Below are 16,958 nucleotides of genomic sequence, written 5' to 3' on the forward strand. Positions count from 1 at the left end.
GACGGCTTCCGCAACGAAGTTCAGGTCATCGCGACGGTTCTCTCGGCGGACCAGATCAACCAGCCCGACGTCATCTCGATCATGGGCGCGTCCTCGGCGCTTCTGGCCGCTGGTATCCCGTTCGAGGGCCCGCTTGCCGGCGTCCGCGTCTGCCGCAACACCGAGACGGGCGAGTTCATCGTCAACCCGAGCTTCGATGAGGCCGAGGACTCCGATCTTGACCTCGTCGTCGCTGGCTCCAAGGACGCCGTCTACATGCTCGAAGCCGGCGCGCAGGAGGTCAACGAGGAGGACATGCTCGCTGCCCTCATGTTCGCGCAGGAGGCCATCGGCAAGTTCTGCGAGGTCCAAGAGCGCTTCCTGGCCAAGCTTGAGATCACCCCGATGGAAGTCACCCTGCAGCTGGGCGACCCCGAGATCGAGGCGCGTATCTTCGCCGCCGGTACCGATGAGATGGCCGAGGCGCTTCACAACGCCGATAAGCACGCCCGCATGGCCGGCGTTCAGGCCGTCAAGGACAAGCTGAGCGCCGAGCTGTTCACACCTGAGGAGCTCGCCGCAAGCAGCAAGGACATCAAGGCGTCCCTGAAGAAGCTCGAGAAGAAGACCATGCGCAAGATGGTCCTCGAAGAGGGCGAGCGCGCCGATGGCCGCAAGCTCGACGAGGTCCGCCAGATCACCACGGTCGCCGGCTACCTGCCGCGCAGCCACGGTTCGGGTCTGTTCACGCGTGGCCAGACTCAGGTCCTCTCGGTTCTGACCCTGGGCATGCTCTCCGAGTGGCAGCGCATCGATACGATCGACGTTGCCGAGGGCAAGCGCTACCTGCACCACTACAACTTCCCGCCGTTCTCCACCGGCGAGACTGGCTTTATGCGTGGTCCGAAGCGCCGCGACATCGGCCACGGTGCGCTCGCCGAACGCGCCCTGCTCCCGGTGATTCCGGCCGAGGACGTCTTCCCGTACACCATCCGCATCGTGTCTGAGGTCCTCGAGTCCAACGGTTCGAGCTCCATGGGTTCGGTCTGCGGCTCGACGTTGGCTCTCATGGATGCCGGCGTGCCGATCGCTGCGCCGGTTTCAGGTATCGCGATGGGACTTATCAAGGAGGGCGACGACGTCGCTATCCTGACTGATATCCAAGGCCTCGAGGACTTCCTTGGCGACATGGACTTGAAGGTCGCAGGTACCGAGAACGGCATTACGGCCATGCAGATGGACAACAAGGCCAAGGGCCTGTCAGTCGACATCCTTCGTCGCGCGCTCCTGCAGGCCAAGGAAGGTCGCGCCTTTATCCTCGGCAAGATGATGGAGTCGATCCAGATCCCTCGCGAGGAGATGAGCAAGTACGCGCCGCGCATCATCACGGTCAAGATCCCGACCGACAAGATCCGCGACGTCATCGGCTCGGGTGGCAAGGTCGTCCGTGGCATCCAGGAAGAGACTGGCGCCCAGATCGACATCCAGGAAGACGGCACGATCTATATCGCGTCGCGCGACCTCGGTGGCGAAGAGGCGGCCCGCCGCATCCGTGCCATCGTCAAGGAGCCGGAGATCGGCGAGGAGTACCACGGCCGCGTCGTCTCGATTCAGGCGTTCGGCGCGTTCATCGAGCTCATCCCCGGCAAGGACGGCCTGCTGCACATCAGCCGCGTTGCCCAAGGCCGCGTGGACAAGGTCGAGGACGTCCTGTCCGTGGGGGACGAAGTCCACGTCAAGATCATCGACATCGACGACCGCGGTAAGGTCTCGCTGGACCGTCTCGACAAGCCGGAAGCGCCCCCGAGGGCTCCCGGTTCGAGCGACCGTCCCAGCGGCGATCGCCCGAGCGGTGACCGCCCGAGCGGCCCGCGTCGCGAGAGCAGCGGCGGCGGCGACCGCAAGCCCAGGCGTCACCACTAGGCGCAGCTGGCAGGACACGCGACGAACATGAGGCCCCGGGTGCGAGATGCGCTCGGGGCCTTTCGTCGCTCTCGCATCCACGTCTGCGCTCCACGAGCGCCCGGGCAGTACCCTCTTGGGCACATACCTGCCAGCGTCCCTCACGCCGTGCCAGTAAGGAGCCCCGCATGACAGACAAGCCGAGTCCCATCGACGAGTACCTTGCGACCGTCCCGAAGGCGCAGCGCACCGCGCTTCAGGAGCTGCGCGACGTCATCAAGAACGTGGTTCCCGACGCACAGGAGGTCAAGAGCTACGGGATGCCCGCGTTCAAGTTCGAGGGCAAGGTCGTTGCCGGGTTCTTGGCGTGGGCGAATCATCTGGCGTACTACCCGTTCAGCGGCTCGACGCTCGGCGAGTTCGCCGAAGAGCTCAAGGACTTCAAGCAGACCAAGAGCGCACTTCACTTCCAGCCGGACCACCCCATCCCGCCGGATCTGGTACGCAGGCTCATCGAGTCGCGGATCGCCGCAAATCGCACGAAGACCTGAAGCTTTTGGCCGGCGTTTCACCACAGCCTCCATGCTGCCGATAACTGCTGTGTACACTGGCAGGCCCAAGCACGCCCCGCCGTGGTTCTCGGCGAGCAAGCATGCGGGTCCCACGGCACGACCGCGATACGAGGGGGAGTCTCGGATGAGCGAAAAGTCAACTCAGATGCACAGACGGCGGCGCGCAAGCGACTCGCCTATAGGGCCGGTTGCCGACGTCACGCCCACGATGGACTCGTTGCTTGAGTACGTGGTCAAGATGGGCGCGAGCGACCTGCACATCGCCTCTGGGGTTGCACCGACGATGCGAGTCAACGGCGAACTGGTGACTATCCCGGACACTCCAACTCTGAGCTGTGAGATGGCCGAGTACTTAGTGCAGAGCATGATGTCGCTTGCCCAGTGGGACGAGTTCCAGAGGGAGTGGGAGCTCGACTTTTCTTTTGGTCGCCGCGGCCTGGGCCGCTACCGCGTTGGCGCGTTTCGCGAGCGCGGAGACGCCTCTGCGGTCCTAAGGCGTGTGCCTGCCGAGGCGGCCAAGCTAGAAGATCTGGGACTTCCCAAGAGTGTCGGAACGTTCGCATGGCTCAACCACGGTCTGGTGCTGGTCACAGGGCCGTCGGGAAGCGGCAAGTCGACCACGCTGACCGCCATAATCGACAAGATCAACCACGACCGCAACGTTCACGTGATCACCATCGAGGACCCAATCGAGTTCGTGCACACGCACGACAAGGCGATCGTGCAGCAGCGCGAGCTGGGCAAAGACACGACGTCGTTTGCGCGCGCGCTCAGAAGCGCGCTTCGTGAGGATCCAGACGTACTGCTGATTGGCGAGATGCGCGACACCGAGACTATCTCGGCGACCGTCAGCGCGGCCGAGACGGGCCATCTGGTGTTCGCCACGCTGCACACCAACAGCGCGGCGCAGTCCATCGACCGCATCGTCGACTCTTTTCCGCCACACCAGCAGACGCAGATTCGGCTTCAACTGGCCAGCTCGCTGGCGGGTATCGTCTCGCAACGCCTCATCCCCACGGCCAAAGGCAGCCGCATCTGCGTTGCCGAAGTCCTGATAGTCAACGGCGCGGTGCGTAACCTCATCCGCGAGGGCAAAGCGCACCAGATCGACAACGTGATGCAGGCCGGAATCAAGGACGGGATGGTCATCTTCGACATGCGCCTCGCCGAGCTCGTACGCTCGCGCGTCATCACAAGAGAAATCGCGCTCACGTACGCGATGGACCCGCGCTCGTTTGAAAGCCGCTTGCGCGCCTGATTGCGCCCCGAGTTACGGCCGAGACCCCGCGCCGCGGATCGCCGTCCTTTCGACTGTCCAGCAGCACCCGGGGGAGAGACGATAGGGCGACTGAAGCGGCGTTTTGAATCGACCGAGAGGAACATCGTGACCGAGTCCGCTTCCCAACAGCCCACCAAGCACAGCTGGGTCGTGATCGGTGTCTTGGCCGCCGCGCAGTTCGTCATGGTGATCGACGCGACCGTGATGAACGTCTCGATCTCCAAGATCGTGGCCGATCTGGGCACTACCGTTGTGGGCATTCAGACCGCCATCACGGCGTTTACCCTGGTCATGGCGGCGTTCATGTTGACCGGCGGCAAACTGGGCAACTGGCTGGGCGCCAAGCGGGCCTTCGGAATCGGACTGCTGGTCTACGGCACTGGCTCGCTTCTCACCGCCCTGTCGCAGAACCTCGGCCAGCTCCTAGTTGGATGGTCGCTTCTTGAAGGTCTCGGCGCCGTGCTCGTCATCCCCGCGATTGCGGCGCTGACCTCGGCGAACTACTCGGGCAAGCAGCGAGCGCTTTCGTTCGGCATCCTCGGCGGAGTCGCCGGTGCCGCAGCCGCGGCCGGCCCGATCATCGGCGGGCTCGTGACAACGTATGCGTCGTGGCGCTACGTGTTCGCCGCCGAGACAATCATGTGCATCGGCATCCTGCTCGCGTCGCGCCGAATGGCGTCGCCCGAGCGCGCCGAGCACCGCCGCTTCGACGCACTTGGGGCGGCGCTCTCGATCGTGGGCCTCGGCATGTTCGTCTTTGGCGTGCTTCAGTCGAGTCAGTGGGGATGGATCACGCCGAGCGCCGCCGCTCCGATCGCGCCGCTGGGCTATTCGCCGGTGATGTGGCTCGTGCTGGCGGGCTCAATCCTGATCGCGCTGTTCATCCGATGGGAGTCCCGTGTGATGCACACGGGTGGGGAGCCGCTCCTCGACCTGTCGCTTTTGCGAATCCCGACACTGCGTGCTGGCCTCTCGATGCTCGCAGTCCAGCAGTTCGTCGTAGCCGGTACCTTCTTCGTACTGCCGCTCTATCTGCAGACCGTGCTCGGCCTCGACGCGCTCGACACGGGGATGAAGCTCCTGCCGCTCTCGGCGTGCCTGCTGGTCTTCGCGCTTGGGGGCTCGGCGCTCACCTCGCGTTTCGGGGCGCGCGCCATCGCCAGAATCGGCATCATCGCCATCCTCGCTTCAGAGCTGACGCTGCAGATCAGCCTCGACCCCAACCTTAGGTCGCTCACGTTCGCGCTGGCGCTGGGGCTGTTGGGCAGTGGCCTCGGAATGCTCGCGTCGCAGCTTGGCAACGTCAACCTCTCCTCGGTACCGGTCGAACGAGGCGCCGAGGTTGGTGGGTTGCAGGGTACCGTCCAGAACATGGGGGCGTCACTTGGCACCGCGCTCGTGGGGGCGATGCTCATCTCAACGCTTGGAACTGGCTTCGTGACGACGGTGCGCAACAACCCAGCCCTGCCGCCTGCGGTGCTACAGGCCGTGTCCAAAGCCAAGGCTGGAGGGCTCGACTTCGTCAGCAGCGAGGTGGTTGAAAAGACGGCCACCGACAAGGGTCTACGCGCGGCCGATGTCAGCTCACTCGTCCAGGACTACCAGTCGGCGCAGATCAACGCGCTCAAGCTCTCCGTCGGCTTGCTGGCGATCTTTGCCCTGCTCGGCCTGTGGTTCGTGAAGGACCTGCCGGGTAAGCCAGAGTAGAGGGGCTAGGCTCCCGCTGGGTCTGGCCCGGCGGCTTCCACCTCCGCCGTCGCGTGCTCGGCATACTGCGCGAAGTTGTCGTTGAACATCGTCGCGAGTTTGCGTGCCGTCGCATCGTAGGCGTCCTTGTCGGCCCACCCCGCACGCGGATCGAGCACGTTGCCAGGCGCGCAACGGCACTCGTGCGGCACCAGCACCTTGAAGATCGGGTGCGGGGTGAAGCCGGAGCGTGCCAGTGACCCGTCCAGCGCAGCGCCGATAAGCCCTCGCGTCAGCTCGATGCTCATCCGGTGCCCGACGCCATAGGCGCCGCCGGTCCAGCCTGTGTTGACCAGCCAGCAGTCCGCCTCATGCCAGCTGAGCCGTTCGGCAAGCATGTTCGAGTAGCGAGTCGGGTGCAGGGGCATGAATGCGGCTCCGAAGCAGGTTGAGAACGTGGGCCTGGGCTCGTCAACACCCACCTCAGTGCCGGCGACCTTGCTCGTGAAGCCCGAGAGGAAGTGATAGTTCGCCATCTCGGGCGTCAGACGCGAGATAGGGGGCAGCACCCCGAACGCGTCGTACGTCAGGAAGAAGACGTTGCGCGGATGGTCGCCTACGCCACCTAGCACGGCGTTGGGGATGTGGCTGATCGGATACGTGGCCCGGGTGTTCTCGGTTAGGAAGTCTGAGTCGTAGTCGATGGCACGCGTCTGCGGATTGACGATCACGTTCTCCAAGATCGAGCCGAACTTGATGGCGTTGTAGATCTGCGGCTCGGACTCCTGCGACAGCCGAATCGTCTTGGCGTAGCAGCCGCCCTCGAAGTTAAAGACGCTGTGGTCGCTCCATCCGTGCTCATCGTCGCCGATAAGCCGCCGAGCAGGGTCGGCCGACAGCGTCGTCTTCCCCGTGCCCGACAACCCAAAGAACAGCGCCACGTCGCCCGAGTCACCCACGTTCGCCGAGCAGTGCATCGGCAGCACGTTTCGCTGCGGTAGCAGGTAGTTCATCACAGAGAAGATGGCCTTCTTCATCTCGCCGCCGTACATGCTGCCCAGGATCAGCACGACCTTACGGGTGAAGCTCACCCCAATGAAGACGGAGCTGCGCGTGCCGTCGAAGTCGGCACTCGCGCGAAGCGCCCCACAGTTGATGACTGTGAAGCCCGGAGCGAAGTCCTCAAGCTCAATAGGCGTGGGCCGCACGAACAGCGTGTCGGCGAACAGTGCATGCCACGTTGCGTCGGCCACCACCCGAATCGGCAGCCGATACGTCCGCTCGGCGCCGGCAAAACCGTCGAAGACGTAAAGGTCGCGGTCGTGGAGGTAACCACGCGCCTTGTCGAGCAGCCGGTCGAACAAGGCTGGCTGACATGGCTGGTTGATCTCGCCCCAGCATATCTGCTCGGCGGTGGGGCCGTCCTCTACGATGAAGCGGTCCTTGGGTGATCGGCCTGAGGGCTCGCCGGTCTTGACGACCAGCGCGCCGTTGGCAGCCAGGATGCCCTCTCCCCGGGCAAGCGCGCGAGCGATCAACTCGGCTGGCGGGAGGTTACGGTGCACCGCACCGCTTCCAGACAGCCCGAGCTCGGCAAGCTGATCCCGCATGACCTCGTCGACGAACGAGTCACTTCCCATGACGGCTGCCTCTCATCGTCACGCGCCCTTTGCGGCGGCGCGCAAGCTGGATATCGTTCAGTGAGTACCCACAACGGGGCAGGGGCTAAGACGTGGCCGTGCGACGACCGAACCGCGAGTGCAGCCGCTCAGCGGGCCATAGGCACTCTGCGGACGCAAGTCGCGGGGCTCACCGGTTCGCAGCACGGCTTGGCGCCGAGAGCGTGAGCCTGTGGAACCCCGCGCTGGTAGTGCGCACGGCAGCGCCCCTCAGGGCGACTACTCGATCATCCCCCCGTGGCGACGCATCCGGGTTACCGACTCGATCGTCACCGCCGCGATCAGGACGCCCCCAGTGACGATGTACTTCACCGACGAAGCAAGGGAGAGTAGGTCCATGCCGTTAGCGATTGACCCGATAACCAACGCGCCGAGAAGTGCCGACCACACGGATCCGCGTCCACCGAACAGGCTCGTGCCGGCGATGACGGGGCCAGCGATCGCCATGAGCAGAAGGTCGCTGCCACCGGAGGACTGGTTGACGGCCATCAGACGGGATGCGGCCAAGATGCCACCGGCCGCAGCGAGCGTGGAGCCCAAGACGAACACGAGCATCCGAACGTGCTCGATCTTGATTCCGCCACGTCGAGCGGCCTCAGCGTTGCCGCCCACGGCGAACATGTGGCGCCCGAAACGAGTGCGCTCGGTGAGGTAAGCGAACGCGAGCGCAAGAGCGAAGACGATGCAGACGACAAGGGGAAGTCCGCGGTCCTCATTAAAGATGAAGACCATCGCGATAATCGCGGCCGCGATAGCAACCACAGTGAAGACGAGACCCCCGAGCGAGCCTACCTTCAGCCCAGCCTTGCTCCTCCTGGAACGCCCAAACAGCGCGGCGGCCAGAATCAGCACGATTGCGACGCTCGCGACCGCCCACCCGATGAGTGGGGGGAAGAACGTGCTCGTCAGAGCGGTCACGAAGTTGTCGCTGAGGTTCAGCGTTCCCGTGTCACCGAGTACGTAGAGGAGCAGCCCCACCAGTGTGAGCGAGACTGCGAGCGTGACCACGAACGATGGAATCTTGAAACGCGTGACCATGAACCCGTTGAATAGTCCGATGAGTGCTCCGGTGGCCAGTGCCACGAGCACAGCGAGCACGGGTTGCACGCCGTGCAGCACCATAAGGACAACCATCACTGCCGCGCAGAAACCACTGGCGGCACCGACTGACAGATCTATCTCGCCGAGCAGCAAGATCAGCACGACGCCGATGGAGATTGTAGCGACGGCCGCCTGCTGGAGCATCAGGTTGGTGAGGTTCCCGGGGCTTAAGAAACGCGAGTTCTGCGACTGGAAGAACGTCCAGATCGCTCCCACCATGAGCAGAACGAGGAGGGTGCCCGCCTCACCTGCCGCGAGCTTGCGACCCAACCCCTTGAACATGTCGCCCATGCCGCGAATCGAAGCGGGGCTTTCTTGTTGGGCGCTCATACGCCCTCCTTGGCCGCGTTTGCCTGGAGTCCGAACTCGGCGCCCGTGATCGCGGCGACGACGTCCTCGCGGCTCACGCCGCGCACGTCAAACGTCGCGGCTCGGCGTCCCAGTCGCAGGACGATTATTCGGTCGGCCACCGCGAAGACGTTCTCGAGGTTGTGACTGATCACGACGACCCCAAGCCCGCGCTTGCGAAGAGTGCCGATAAGGTTCAGAACCTGCTCCGTCTGTGAGACGCCCAGAGCGGCCGTCGGCTCGTCGAGCAGGACCACCTTCGGGTCGCCCAAAAGCGACCGCGCGATGGCGACCGCCTGTCGCTGTCCACCAGAGAGCGAGCCGACACGGACTCGGACGTCCTTGATGGTCGTGACGGCAAGGGAGTCGAGGAGCTCTAGGGAGCGCCGCTCCATGCCGGTCTCGTCGAGGAAGTAGCCGAGACGCCCGAAGCCCTTGGTGAACAGCTCGTGTCCCAAGTACAGGTTCGCGACCACGTCGAGGTTGTCGCAGAGGGCGAGGTCCTGATAGACGGTCGCGATGCCAAGCCTCGTGGCGTCCTGCGGGCTTGAGATCTTCATCGGCACGCCATTGAAGTAGAACGTGCCCTCGTCGCACAGCTGCACGCCAGCAATCGCCTTGACGAGCGTCGACTTCCCAGCTCCGTTGTCGCCGACAAGCGCAACCACCTCTCCGGCGTCGACTTCGAAGTCGACGCCGGAGAGGGCTTGGTTGGCGCCGAACGCCTTGCTCACGCCTTTCAGCGAGAGCAAGTACGTCCGGACGCCGCTCGCGCCTATCGATTCGGTTGCAGTCGTCACTTGATGCCGAGCGCCGCACCAGCTGCCTGAAGCGCTGGCGTGTTCAGTATCTGCGCAGGTGTCCAGAACTTGTCGGCCACTACTGTGCTCTCGATGTTGTCCTTGTTCACCGCAATCGGGACCAACAGGACTGAAGGAACGTCCTTGGTGCCGTTGTTCACGTTGGTCATGGTGATGTCAGAGGGCACCGGCTGTTTGTTCGCGAGTGCCACTGCCACGACTGCGGCAGAACTGGCCTCTTGGCTGATCGCCTTGTAGATGGTCATGTACTGCTCGCCGAGAATGATGCGCTGAATGCCCGCGAGCTCGGCATCTTGGCCGGTCGTCGGCTTGGTCTTGGGGTCGATGCCGGCAGCCTTCATGGCGGCAATGGCGCCGCCCGCGGTGCCGTCGTTGGCGGCATAGACGCCATCGAACCCGTTCTTGCCGACCTTGGTGATTGCCTGGTCCATCTCGGTCTGAGCCTGGTCCGGGCTCCAGTCAGGAGTGTCGTACTCGGCGACGATGTCTACTTGACCGTCGAGCACGCTGTGAGCGCCCTTCTTGAAGAGCGTGGCGTTGTTGTCGGTCGGCGAGCCATTGATCATGACGATCTTGGGCTTGCCACTGGTAACCGTGGCCTTGAGCTTGTCGAGCAGGGCCTGGGCCTGCAGCTTGCCGACCTGTTCGTTGTCGAAGGACACGTAGTTGTCGATCGGAGCGCCGTTGATCAGGCGGTCATAGGCAACAACCGGCACGCCCTTGGCGGCGGCCTTCTGCACGATCGACGCGGCTGAAGTTGAGTCGACGGCGTCCAGAACGAGGACGTTTGCGCCGTTGGTCAGCGCCGCATCCGCCTGAGACTGCTGCTGCGCCGGATCCTGGTTGGCGTTGCTGTAGATGATCTCGGCGTTGGGTGCAATCTCCTTGACCTTCGCCTCGAAGAGCGGCTTGTCCTGAGTCTCGTAGCGAGCCGTCTTGGTCTCAGGTAGCAGCAGAGCGATCTTGACTGGGCCGGCTCCGGTGCTCGTGCTGCTGGTCGACGTACTTGCGCCACCACCCGATGCACAGCCGGCGAGGACAAGCAACATGCCCACGACGAGCAGCAGTGCACAGAGCCTTACGAGTGACTTCTTACCGTGCATGATTGCCTCCCATCACAACAGGAATCTCGACCTGCTCCCAATGAGATCTCGCAGGCCCCGCTGGGATGATTCCCATGAAGTGCCATTTCCAGTTAACAACTGTCAACGACACGCCTGCCTCACTCCGAGCGCGTCACTTGAGGGCGGGGTGGTCGGCTGGTGGGTGCGCGTCGCGTTGCGACTCGACGTGGGGGTGCGCGCGTGAAGGTCCGCGCGCGAGAGAGGGCGTGCGAGCTCGGGTGGGGCAGCGCTCTACGGAGCCACCGCTCGCAGCTCGACCCAGTCTGCAGCCGTCGTCCGAGGATACGAGTACAGGCTCGCGCCGATACAACCCGCCGCTCGCTGAGCACTGACGAAGGAACGCACCTGCGCAGCGGAGGAGTTGTCTGAAAGTCCGCCGATTAGGTGGACGGGAACCGACGCACAGCCGGGTTGGGCTCTGATGATCCCGACGTTGTTGTGTGCATCGGCGTAGGCCGCCGAGGCGGTGCTGCCGTGGTAGGTGTAGTAGCCCATCGGCAAGAGAACGTCGTAGGTTCGTGCGACCGACGAGTACGGGAAGTCGTTCCAGTAGCCCGCCTTCTTCGCCAGCCCTACAGGCGATGGAATGATCCCGCCCAGCGGGTAGGACGCGCCGACCATGCCGCGAATGCGCTGCGACAACGCGTTCATCAGGCGGTTTCGCGTGCTTTCTGACTTGATGGCGCTCGACTCGATGTCGAGCGCAAACGAGTCGAACCTCTGGCCGTCGGGCGTGGTGAAGTTAATTGCCTGGGAGACGCGGTAGAAGTCAGTCGCGGGCTTCGTCAGGTCGGGAAGGTACCAAGCCACGACCTTCATATGGTGCGAGTGCGCCGTCTGGATGAATGCCGTTAGGGCTGCAGTGTCCTTCAGCGCGAAGTTCGACCGAGAGTTCGACGTCTCCAAGTACAGCGTCCGGACACCGTGAGCCGCCATGTCGGCGACAGCCGCTCCGGGATTGCTCCATGTCGAGTCGTAGAGGTCGACCCAGGTACCCAGACCCCGATACGCATCCAACGAGGGAGCAGCAGTGGTGACAGGCGCTGGTGCGGGGGTCGCGGCAACCGAAACCGTAGCGGGCCTGGCGACGGTTGTGCTGGCCAGCTGCGAGGCGGGGGACGACGAGGCACTCATCGATGTGGTGGTCTCCAACTGTGGTGGCGACGAGAGCTTCGCGGCGCTATCCATGGCCAGCGGCTGTCGACCGGCGCCGCTGGCGCTTGCGCTTGTTGCCATGACGATGAAGGGCAGCGCTATCAGCAGCGCGCCCACAACAACGAGCGTGAGCGCGATTCCAAGCCAAAGACGCTTGCGTTCGAAACGCATATCCACTGAGCCTTCTACCTCCGGATCATGGCTATCCGTGTTTGCGATTGCCTTGCCAAACAGCCCCAAGACCCGCAGACAATTGTCGTCGAAACTACTTCGTCTCCTATCGCCGCGTGCTTTGGCTGCTGGCGCTCCTACAACCAATGCCCGCAGCACGCGATCTTCACCAAGAAGTTCCGCAGCGGCCCGTACTATCCACGACCGCCATCTCACGTGCGCGACATGCTCGGCGGCTGACGCGGAGCTTATGGACCATCAGCGGCGCAGGCATCAGCCCGCGTCCGGCCCCATCCAGCGCTTGTGGAAGAACCGCATCATCCGCTGCGCGCCAACCAACTGGCGCGCCCGCGAAATCGGCCGCGCATAAGCTGCCACCGGATAGCGCAGATGATCACTGTCGTCGGCGATGGCAGTCGCAATCTCCTCGGCGCACACTTCTGGCGTCGAGCGGTCGGTGATGCCGGCCTCAAAGCGGAGCATGGCCCGCAGGAACGGCCGGTACGCTGCGCTTGCGCTCAGGGCTTCGTCGGGCGCATCTGCGCGTTCGCCGGGAAGAGCCTTGTTCCAGATGGCGGTTTGGACGTAGCCAGGCTCGATTGCTTTGACTCGGATACCGAACGGCTTCAGTTCATGCCACAGCCCCTCTGAGATCCCCTCAAACGCCCACTTGGTGGAGTTGTACGCGCCGAAGAACGGAAACGTCATGGTCCCTCCGAGCGATGTTACGTTTGCAACGACGCCGCTGCGGCGCTCGCGCATCACAGGAAGCAAGGCACGAATCAGTTCGACCTGGCCGAAGAAGTTGACTTGAAAGATGCGAGTCAGCTCCTCGGCGGTCACGTCCTCGATCGCGCCGAACTGCACGACTCCGGCGTTACTCAGCAGCACGTCGGGGCATCCAAACGAAACCATCACTCGCTGCGCCACTGCCGCCGCGTTGCCTGGAACCGCCAGATCCAACGACTCGACTACAACGCGGTCGTCTAGCGCTTCCGGCGGCCTGGACGCGTCGCGAACCGTGCCCACAACGCACCAGTCACGAGCGGCATAGAGGTTCGCGCATGCCCTGCCGATTCCGCTGGAGACGCCTGTTATCAGAATGCTCGGCACGCTTGAGTCCTGTCCGCTCGGTGAACTGGTCCAGTCATGGGAATCAACTAGTGCATCCTGTTCATTCCCGTCGGCGGTGCCGACGCGGCTCGACGTACATCGGAGGCAACGTGAAGATTGCGGTCATCGGCGCTGGTATCGGCGGCGTGTCGGCCGCCTGGCTGCTGTCTCCAACTCACGAGGTCGACATCTACGAGGCCCAGCCGCGACTCGGCGGGCACACGTGCACCATCGACGTCGACTGTGGCGCCGGCCCGTTCCCCGTCGACACCGGCTTCCAGGTGTTCAACCGCCGCACGTATCCCAACCTCACACGCTTCTTCGAGCGTCTCGGCATCGAGGCCACCGACGCCGACATGTCCTTCTCCGTGCAGGTTCGCGACGCTGGTATCGAGTGGAGCGGCACGAGCCTCGACAGCGTGTTCGCACAGCGCAAGAACCTCGCAAACCCCAAGTTCCTTCGCATGCTCAGCGACGTCTTGCGGCTTTCGCGTGACGCCGACAGACTGATGGCCGACCCGACGGTCGCCGAGCTGACCCTCGGCCAGCTCATGACGCGTGAAGGCTACAGCGACGCGTTCACCGACTGGTACCTCATTCCGATGGGCGACGCGATCTGGTCGACGCCGCCGGGCGACATGCTGGACTACCCTGCGCTGACGTTCCTGCACTTCTGTGACAACCACGGCCTGCTCCACATCATGGGCAAACCGATGTGGCTCTCGGTCCGCGGCGGGGCGAAGCGCTACGTGGAGGCGGCGCTGAGCACGATCTCCGGCGAGGTGTTTGACGCCGAGCCGGTCGAGCACATTCGTCGCACCGCTACCGGCGTAACCGTGCACACCTCGGCTCGCACACTCGACTACGACGCGGTGGTGTTCGCGACGCATCCACCGCAGACGCGCGGCATTCTCGGCGAGGAGATGACTGCGACAGAGCGCGAGGTGCTCGGCGCGTTCGACTACTGGGACAACGACGTCGTCATCCACACCGACGAGTCGTTCATGCCGCACAACCGGCGCGCGTGGGCCTCTTGGAACTGGTTCACCGAGTCCAGCGAGATGGACAAGGCCGCGCTCGTCCTGACGTATCTGTTCAACACGCTTCAGGAGCTACCGGAGGGCACGCCGAGCGTCATGGAGACGCTCAACATCGACCGCGAGCCCGCCGAGGGGAGCGTTCTTGCCCGGCTCTCCTTCCAGCACCCGATGTACTCGCAGGCTGCAGTGGCGGCGCAAGCTCGGCTGCCCGAGATCCAGGGCGTCGACCGCATCTGGTACGCGGGCGCCTGGACGCGTTTCGGCTTCCACGAGGACGGACTGCTTTCGGCCGTTCGCGTCGCCGAGGCGCTCGGCGCGGTGCTCCCGTGGGGCGAGGAGCTCGACGCAAGCCGCACGCGTGTGCGGGCCGGCGCTCCCGAAGCGATGCTCGGGCAGACCCGCAAGCTACTGCCCAGCGAGCTGCCGCCGGTCGCGATCGACGAGCCCGCACCCCCGCGCGGAGCCGCACCCGTTCTCGAGCCCGAGACCGAGCCTCGGCTGTGAGAAGCCGCCTGTACACCGGCTGGGTCGCCCACGAACGCGTGCTCCCCGCGCACAATGCGTTTCGCTACCCGGTCTACTACTTGGCGCTCGACCTGGGCGAGCTGGGGCAACTCGACGCGACGCTCTTGCGGCTGTCGTACAACCACGCGGGGGCCATCTCGTTTTGGGACGTCGATCACGGCCCTCGCGATGGCACGCCCCTGCGAAGGTGGATTGACGCGCTGCTCGCGCAGGCGGGCATCGATCTGACCCACGGCCACGTTATGCTCGTCACGTTCCCAAGGGTGTTCGGAGCAAGGTTCTACCCAGTGTCGTTCTGGTACTGCTTCGCCGCCGACGACACGCCGCTGGCCGTGCTCGCCGAGGTTCACAACACGTTTCACGACCGGCACAACTACCTGCTCCACAACGGTGGCAAGCCCTTCGACTGGGACGCGCGCCCGACGATGACCAAGGCCTTCTACGTCTCGCCGTTCGTGCAGCGTGACGACGTCACCTACGAGTTCGCCTTCACTGAACCCGCCGAGCAGCTCTCGGTGACGATTCGCGATATGGTGGCCGGCTCGCTGATGCTCACGACATCGGTTTCGCTCACCGCCGAGGAACTCACGGACGCCTCGCTGCTGCGTGCCGTGCTTCGCCACGGGCCTATCAGCGTGGTAGCGCTACTACGAATTCACTGGCAAGCGCTGAAACTCGCGCTGAAGAGGGTACCTTTCTTCCCACACACCCCACCGCCAACCGAGGAGACCTCGATTTGAGCCAGACCCGCACAACGCGACCGTACGCCGTTCCCAACCCCTGGCATGCGGTCATCGCGGCCGTTCTGCGCGGCATACGCATCGGCGAGATCACGGTGGCGATGCCGGATGGGCGCGAGCATCGCTTCACGGGCAAGACTCCCGGTCCAAACGCCAGCATCAAGGTCAACGACGGCTCCATCGCACGCCGCATCCTCACTGGTGGAGACATCGCACTTGCCGAGGGCTACATGGACGGGCTGTGGGACACCGACGACCTGGACGCCGTGTTGGACCTGGGCCTTGCGAACCTCTCGGCAGGATGGGTCGCTGACATTCCATTCGCGTTGCGACCCATCCATCGCGCGTGGCACCGGATGCGCGACAACGACCCATGGGGCGGCTCGAAGCGAAACATCGCGTATCACTATGACCTCGGCAACGACTTCTACTCGCTGTGGCTCGACGACACGATGACGTACTCTTCGGCGCTCCTGGGCGAGGAGAGCGGAACCGTGACGGAGGAGCAACTCGAGAGCGGTCAGCGACGCAAGTGGGACAGCATCCTGGACCTCATTCAGCCCGGCAGCCGCGACAGCATTCTCGAGATCGGCTGCGGATGGGGCGGCTTCGCGATTCACGCGGCCAAGGCGGCAGGCTGCCGTGTGACTGGACTGACGCTCTCGCAGGAGCAGGCCGATTTGGCTCGGGCCCGCGTGCGCGAGGAGGGACTCGACGGGCAGGTCGACATCAGGCTGCAGGACTACCGAGAGGTCCCGGAGACCTTCAGCGGCATCGCGTCCATCGAGATGTTTGAGGCCGTAGGAGAGAAGTGGTGGCCCACGTACTTCGGGAGCGTCAAGGCGCTTCTCGAACCTGGCGGTGCGGCGGGACTGCAGGTCATCACGATCGCCGAGGAGCGCTTCGAGGACTACAAACGCGAGCCGGACTTCCTGCAGCGCCACATCTTCCCGGGTGGCATGCTGCCGAGTCCCGAGCGGTTCCGTATTGCCGCCGAGTCCGCCGAGCTGACCATGTACGACCCGCGCTTTTTCGGTCGCGACTACGCGCGGACGCTCGGCGCATGGTCCGAGCGCTTCGAGAGCGTGCTGCCGCAAATTCGCGCTCTCGGCTTCGACGAGCGCTTCGTTCGTATGTGGCGCTACTACCTCGCGTACTGCAAGGCTGGATTCGACGCAGGCAACGTCGATGTCATGCAGGTACGCCTTGAGTCGTAGCCCGCAAGCTGACCGCGTCTCCAGAACCCCGCATCCATTTCACATCTGACCCACGGGAGGTACACGGTGTCCCTCGGCAAGCTCGCAGCCCTTTGGGCGATCTGCACGGTCGTCTTCTTCGCGCTGGACTTCGCTTGGATCGCCACGGCAACCAGTCGCGTCTACAAGCCCTATCTCGGCAACTTGCTCTCCGACAGCCCCAATCTCGGTGTCGCGGCCGTCTTCTACCTGATGTTCGTGGTCGGCGTGGTCGCGCTGGCCGTAATCCCCGCTCTCCAAGAGGGGAGCGTGCTCGGAGCCCTGTGGCGCGGGGCGCTGTTGGGCCTACTCGCCTACGCGACCTACGACCTGACGAACCTGGCGACCATCCGAGACTGGCCCTGGCAGGTCTCGGCGATCGATCTGGCGTGGGGGACGAGCCTGAACGCTGTCGTCGCTGTCGCCGGTTTCTACGCCGGGCAGTGGCTGGGAATGGGGAAGTAGCAGGTTCGTCAGGTACAATTGCT

Annotated in this window: 14 protein-coding genes; 8 read left to right on the forward strand and 6 right to left on the reverse strand. The window is 64.2% G+C overall.

Annotated features, from left to right (window positions below; translation table 11 throughout):
• From P4L93_11110 to P4L93_11125, 4 genes are all read left to right on the forward strand, one after another.
• On the forward strand, positions 1 to 1,902 hold a 1,902-nt coding region (locus P4L93_11110), incomplete at its 5' end, for a polyribonucleotide nucleotidyltransferase (GenBank protein ID MDR3687492.1).
• Positions 1,903 to 2,069: 167 nt separating this feature from the next.
• Positions 2,070 to 2,432, forward strand: a complete 363-nt coding sequence (locus tag P4L93_11115; GenBank protein MDR3687493.1) for a DUF1801 domain-containing protein — start codon at positions 2,070 to 2,072, stop codon at positions 2,430 to 2,432.
• A 229-nt stretch (positions 2,433 to 2,661) separates the two neighbouring features.
• Entirely contained in the window at positions 2,662 to 3,711 is a 1,050-nt protein-coding gene (locus P4L93_11120; protein MDR3687494.1) for a type IV pilus twitching motility protein PilT, read from the forward strand.
• 126 nt (positions 3,712 to 3,837) lie between these two features.
• Positions 3,838 to 5,439 (forward strand): MFS transporter, encoded by a 1,602-nt coding sequence (locus P4L93_11125; GenBank protein MDR3687495.1) that lies wholly within the window; start codon positions 3,838 to 3,840, stop codon positions 5,437 to 5,439.
• A 5-nt stretch (positions 5,440 to 5,444) separates the two neighbouring features.
• On the opposite strand, the gene pckA is transcribed toward P4L93_11125, so the two are convergent.
• From pckA to P4L93_11155, 6 genes are all read right to left on the reverse strand, one after another.
• A complete protein-coding gene (gene pckA, locus P4L93_11130) occupies positions 5,445 to 7,058 on the reverse strand; it encodes a phosphoenolpyruvate carboxykinase (ATP) (protein MDR3687496.1) in 1,614 nt (537 codons plus the stop codon).
• A 258-nt stretch (positions 7,059 to 7,316) separates the two neighbouring features.
• On the reverse strand, positions 7,317 to 8,528 hold the full coding sequence (locus P4L93_11135; GenBank protein MDR3687497.1) for a sugar ABC transporter permease: 1,212 nt from the start codon (positions 8,526 to 8,528) through the stop codon (positions 7,317 to 7,319).
• Positions 8,525 to 9,346 (reverse strand): ATP-binding cassette domain-containing protein, encoded by an 822-nt coding sequence (locus P4L93_11140; protein ID MDR3687498.1) that lies wholly within the window; start codon positions 9,344 to 9,346, stop codon positions 8,525 to 8,527. Before P4L93_11140 ends, P4L93_11135 begins: the two co-directional genes overlap by 4 nt.
• Complete coding sequence (locus P4L93_11145; protein MDR3687499.1) at positions 9,343 to 10,470, reverse strand: sugar ABC transporter substrate-binding protein; 1,128 nt, start codon at positions 10,468 to 10,470, stop codon at positions 9,343 to 9,345. The genes P4L93_11140 and P4L93_11145 overlap by 4 nt, the downstream gene beginning before the upstream one ends.
• Before the next feature lie 252 nt (positions 10,471 to 10,722).
• Positions 10,723 to 11,817, reverse strand: a complete 1,095-nt coding sequence (locus P4L93_11150) for a hypothetical protein (GenBank protein ID MDR3687500.1) — start codon at positions 11,815 to 11,817, stop codon at positions 10,723 to 10,725.
• 273 nt (positions 11,818 to 12,090) lie between these two features.
• Positions 12,091 to 12,930, reverse strand: a complete 840-nt coding sequence (locus tag P4L93_11155; protein MDR3687501.1) for an SDR family oxidoreductase — start codon at positions 12,928 to 12,930, stop codon at positions 12,091 to 12,093.
• 110 nt (positions 12,931 to 13,040) lie between these two features.
• Here P4L93_11155 and P4L93_11160 point away from each other — a divergent pair, with 110 nt between their 5' ends.
• The 4 genes from P4L93_11160 (at position 13,041) to P4L93_11175 (ending at position 16,935) form a co-directional block, all read left to right on the forward strand.
• Positions 13,041 to 14,474 carry an FAD-dependent oxidoreductase gene (locus tag P4L93_11160; protein MDR3687502.1) on the forward strand — a complete coding sequence of 478 codons (1,434 nt, stop codon included), beginning with the start codon at positions 13,041 to 13,043 and terminating at the stop codon, positions 14,472 to 14,474.
• Entirely contained in the window at positions 14,471 to 15,235 is a 765-nt protein-coding gene (locus tag P4L93_11165; GenBank protein ID MDR3687503.1) for a DUF1365 domain-containing protein, read from the forward strand. Before P4L93_11160 ends, P4L93_11165 begins: the two co-directional genes overlap by 4 nt.
• On the forward strand, positions 15,232 to 16,452 hold the full coding sequence (locus P4L93_11170; protein ID MDR3687504.1) for a cyclopropane-fatty-acyl-phospholipid synthase: 1,221 nt from the start codon (positions 15,232 to 15,234) through the stop codon (positions 16,450 to 16,452). Before P4L93_11165 ends, P4L93_11170 begins: the two co-directional genes overlap by 4 nt.
• A gap of 66 nt (positions 16,453 to 16,518) precedes the next feature.
• Positions 16,519 to 16,935, forward strand: coding sequence for a DUF2177 family protein (locus P4L93_11175; protein ID MDR3687505.1), 417 nt, complete (start codon positions 16,519 to 16,521; stop codon positions 16,933 to 16,935).
• Positions 16,936 to 16,958 lie beyond the last annotated feature (23 nt).

The organism is Coriobacteriia bacterium, from assembly GCA_031292615.1.
GTDB lineage: Bacteria > Actinomycetota > Coriobacteriia > Anaerosomatales > JAAXUF01 > JARLGT01.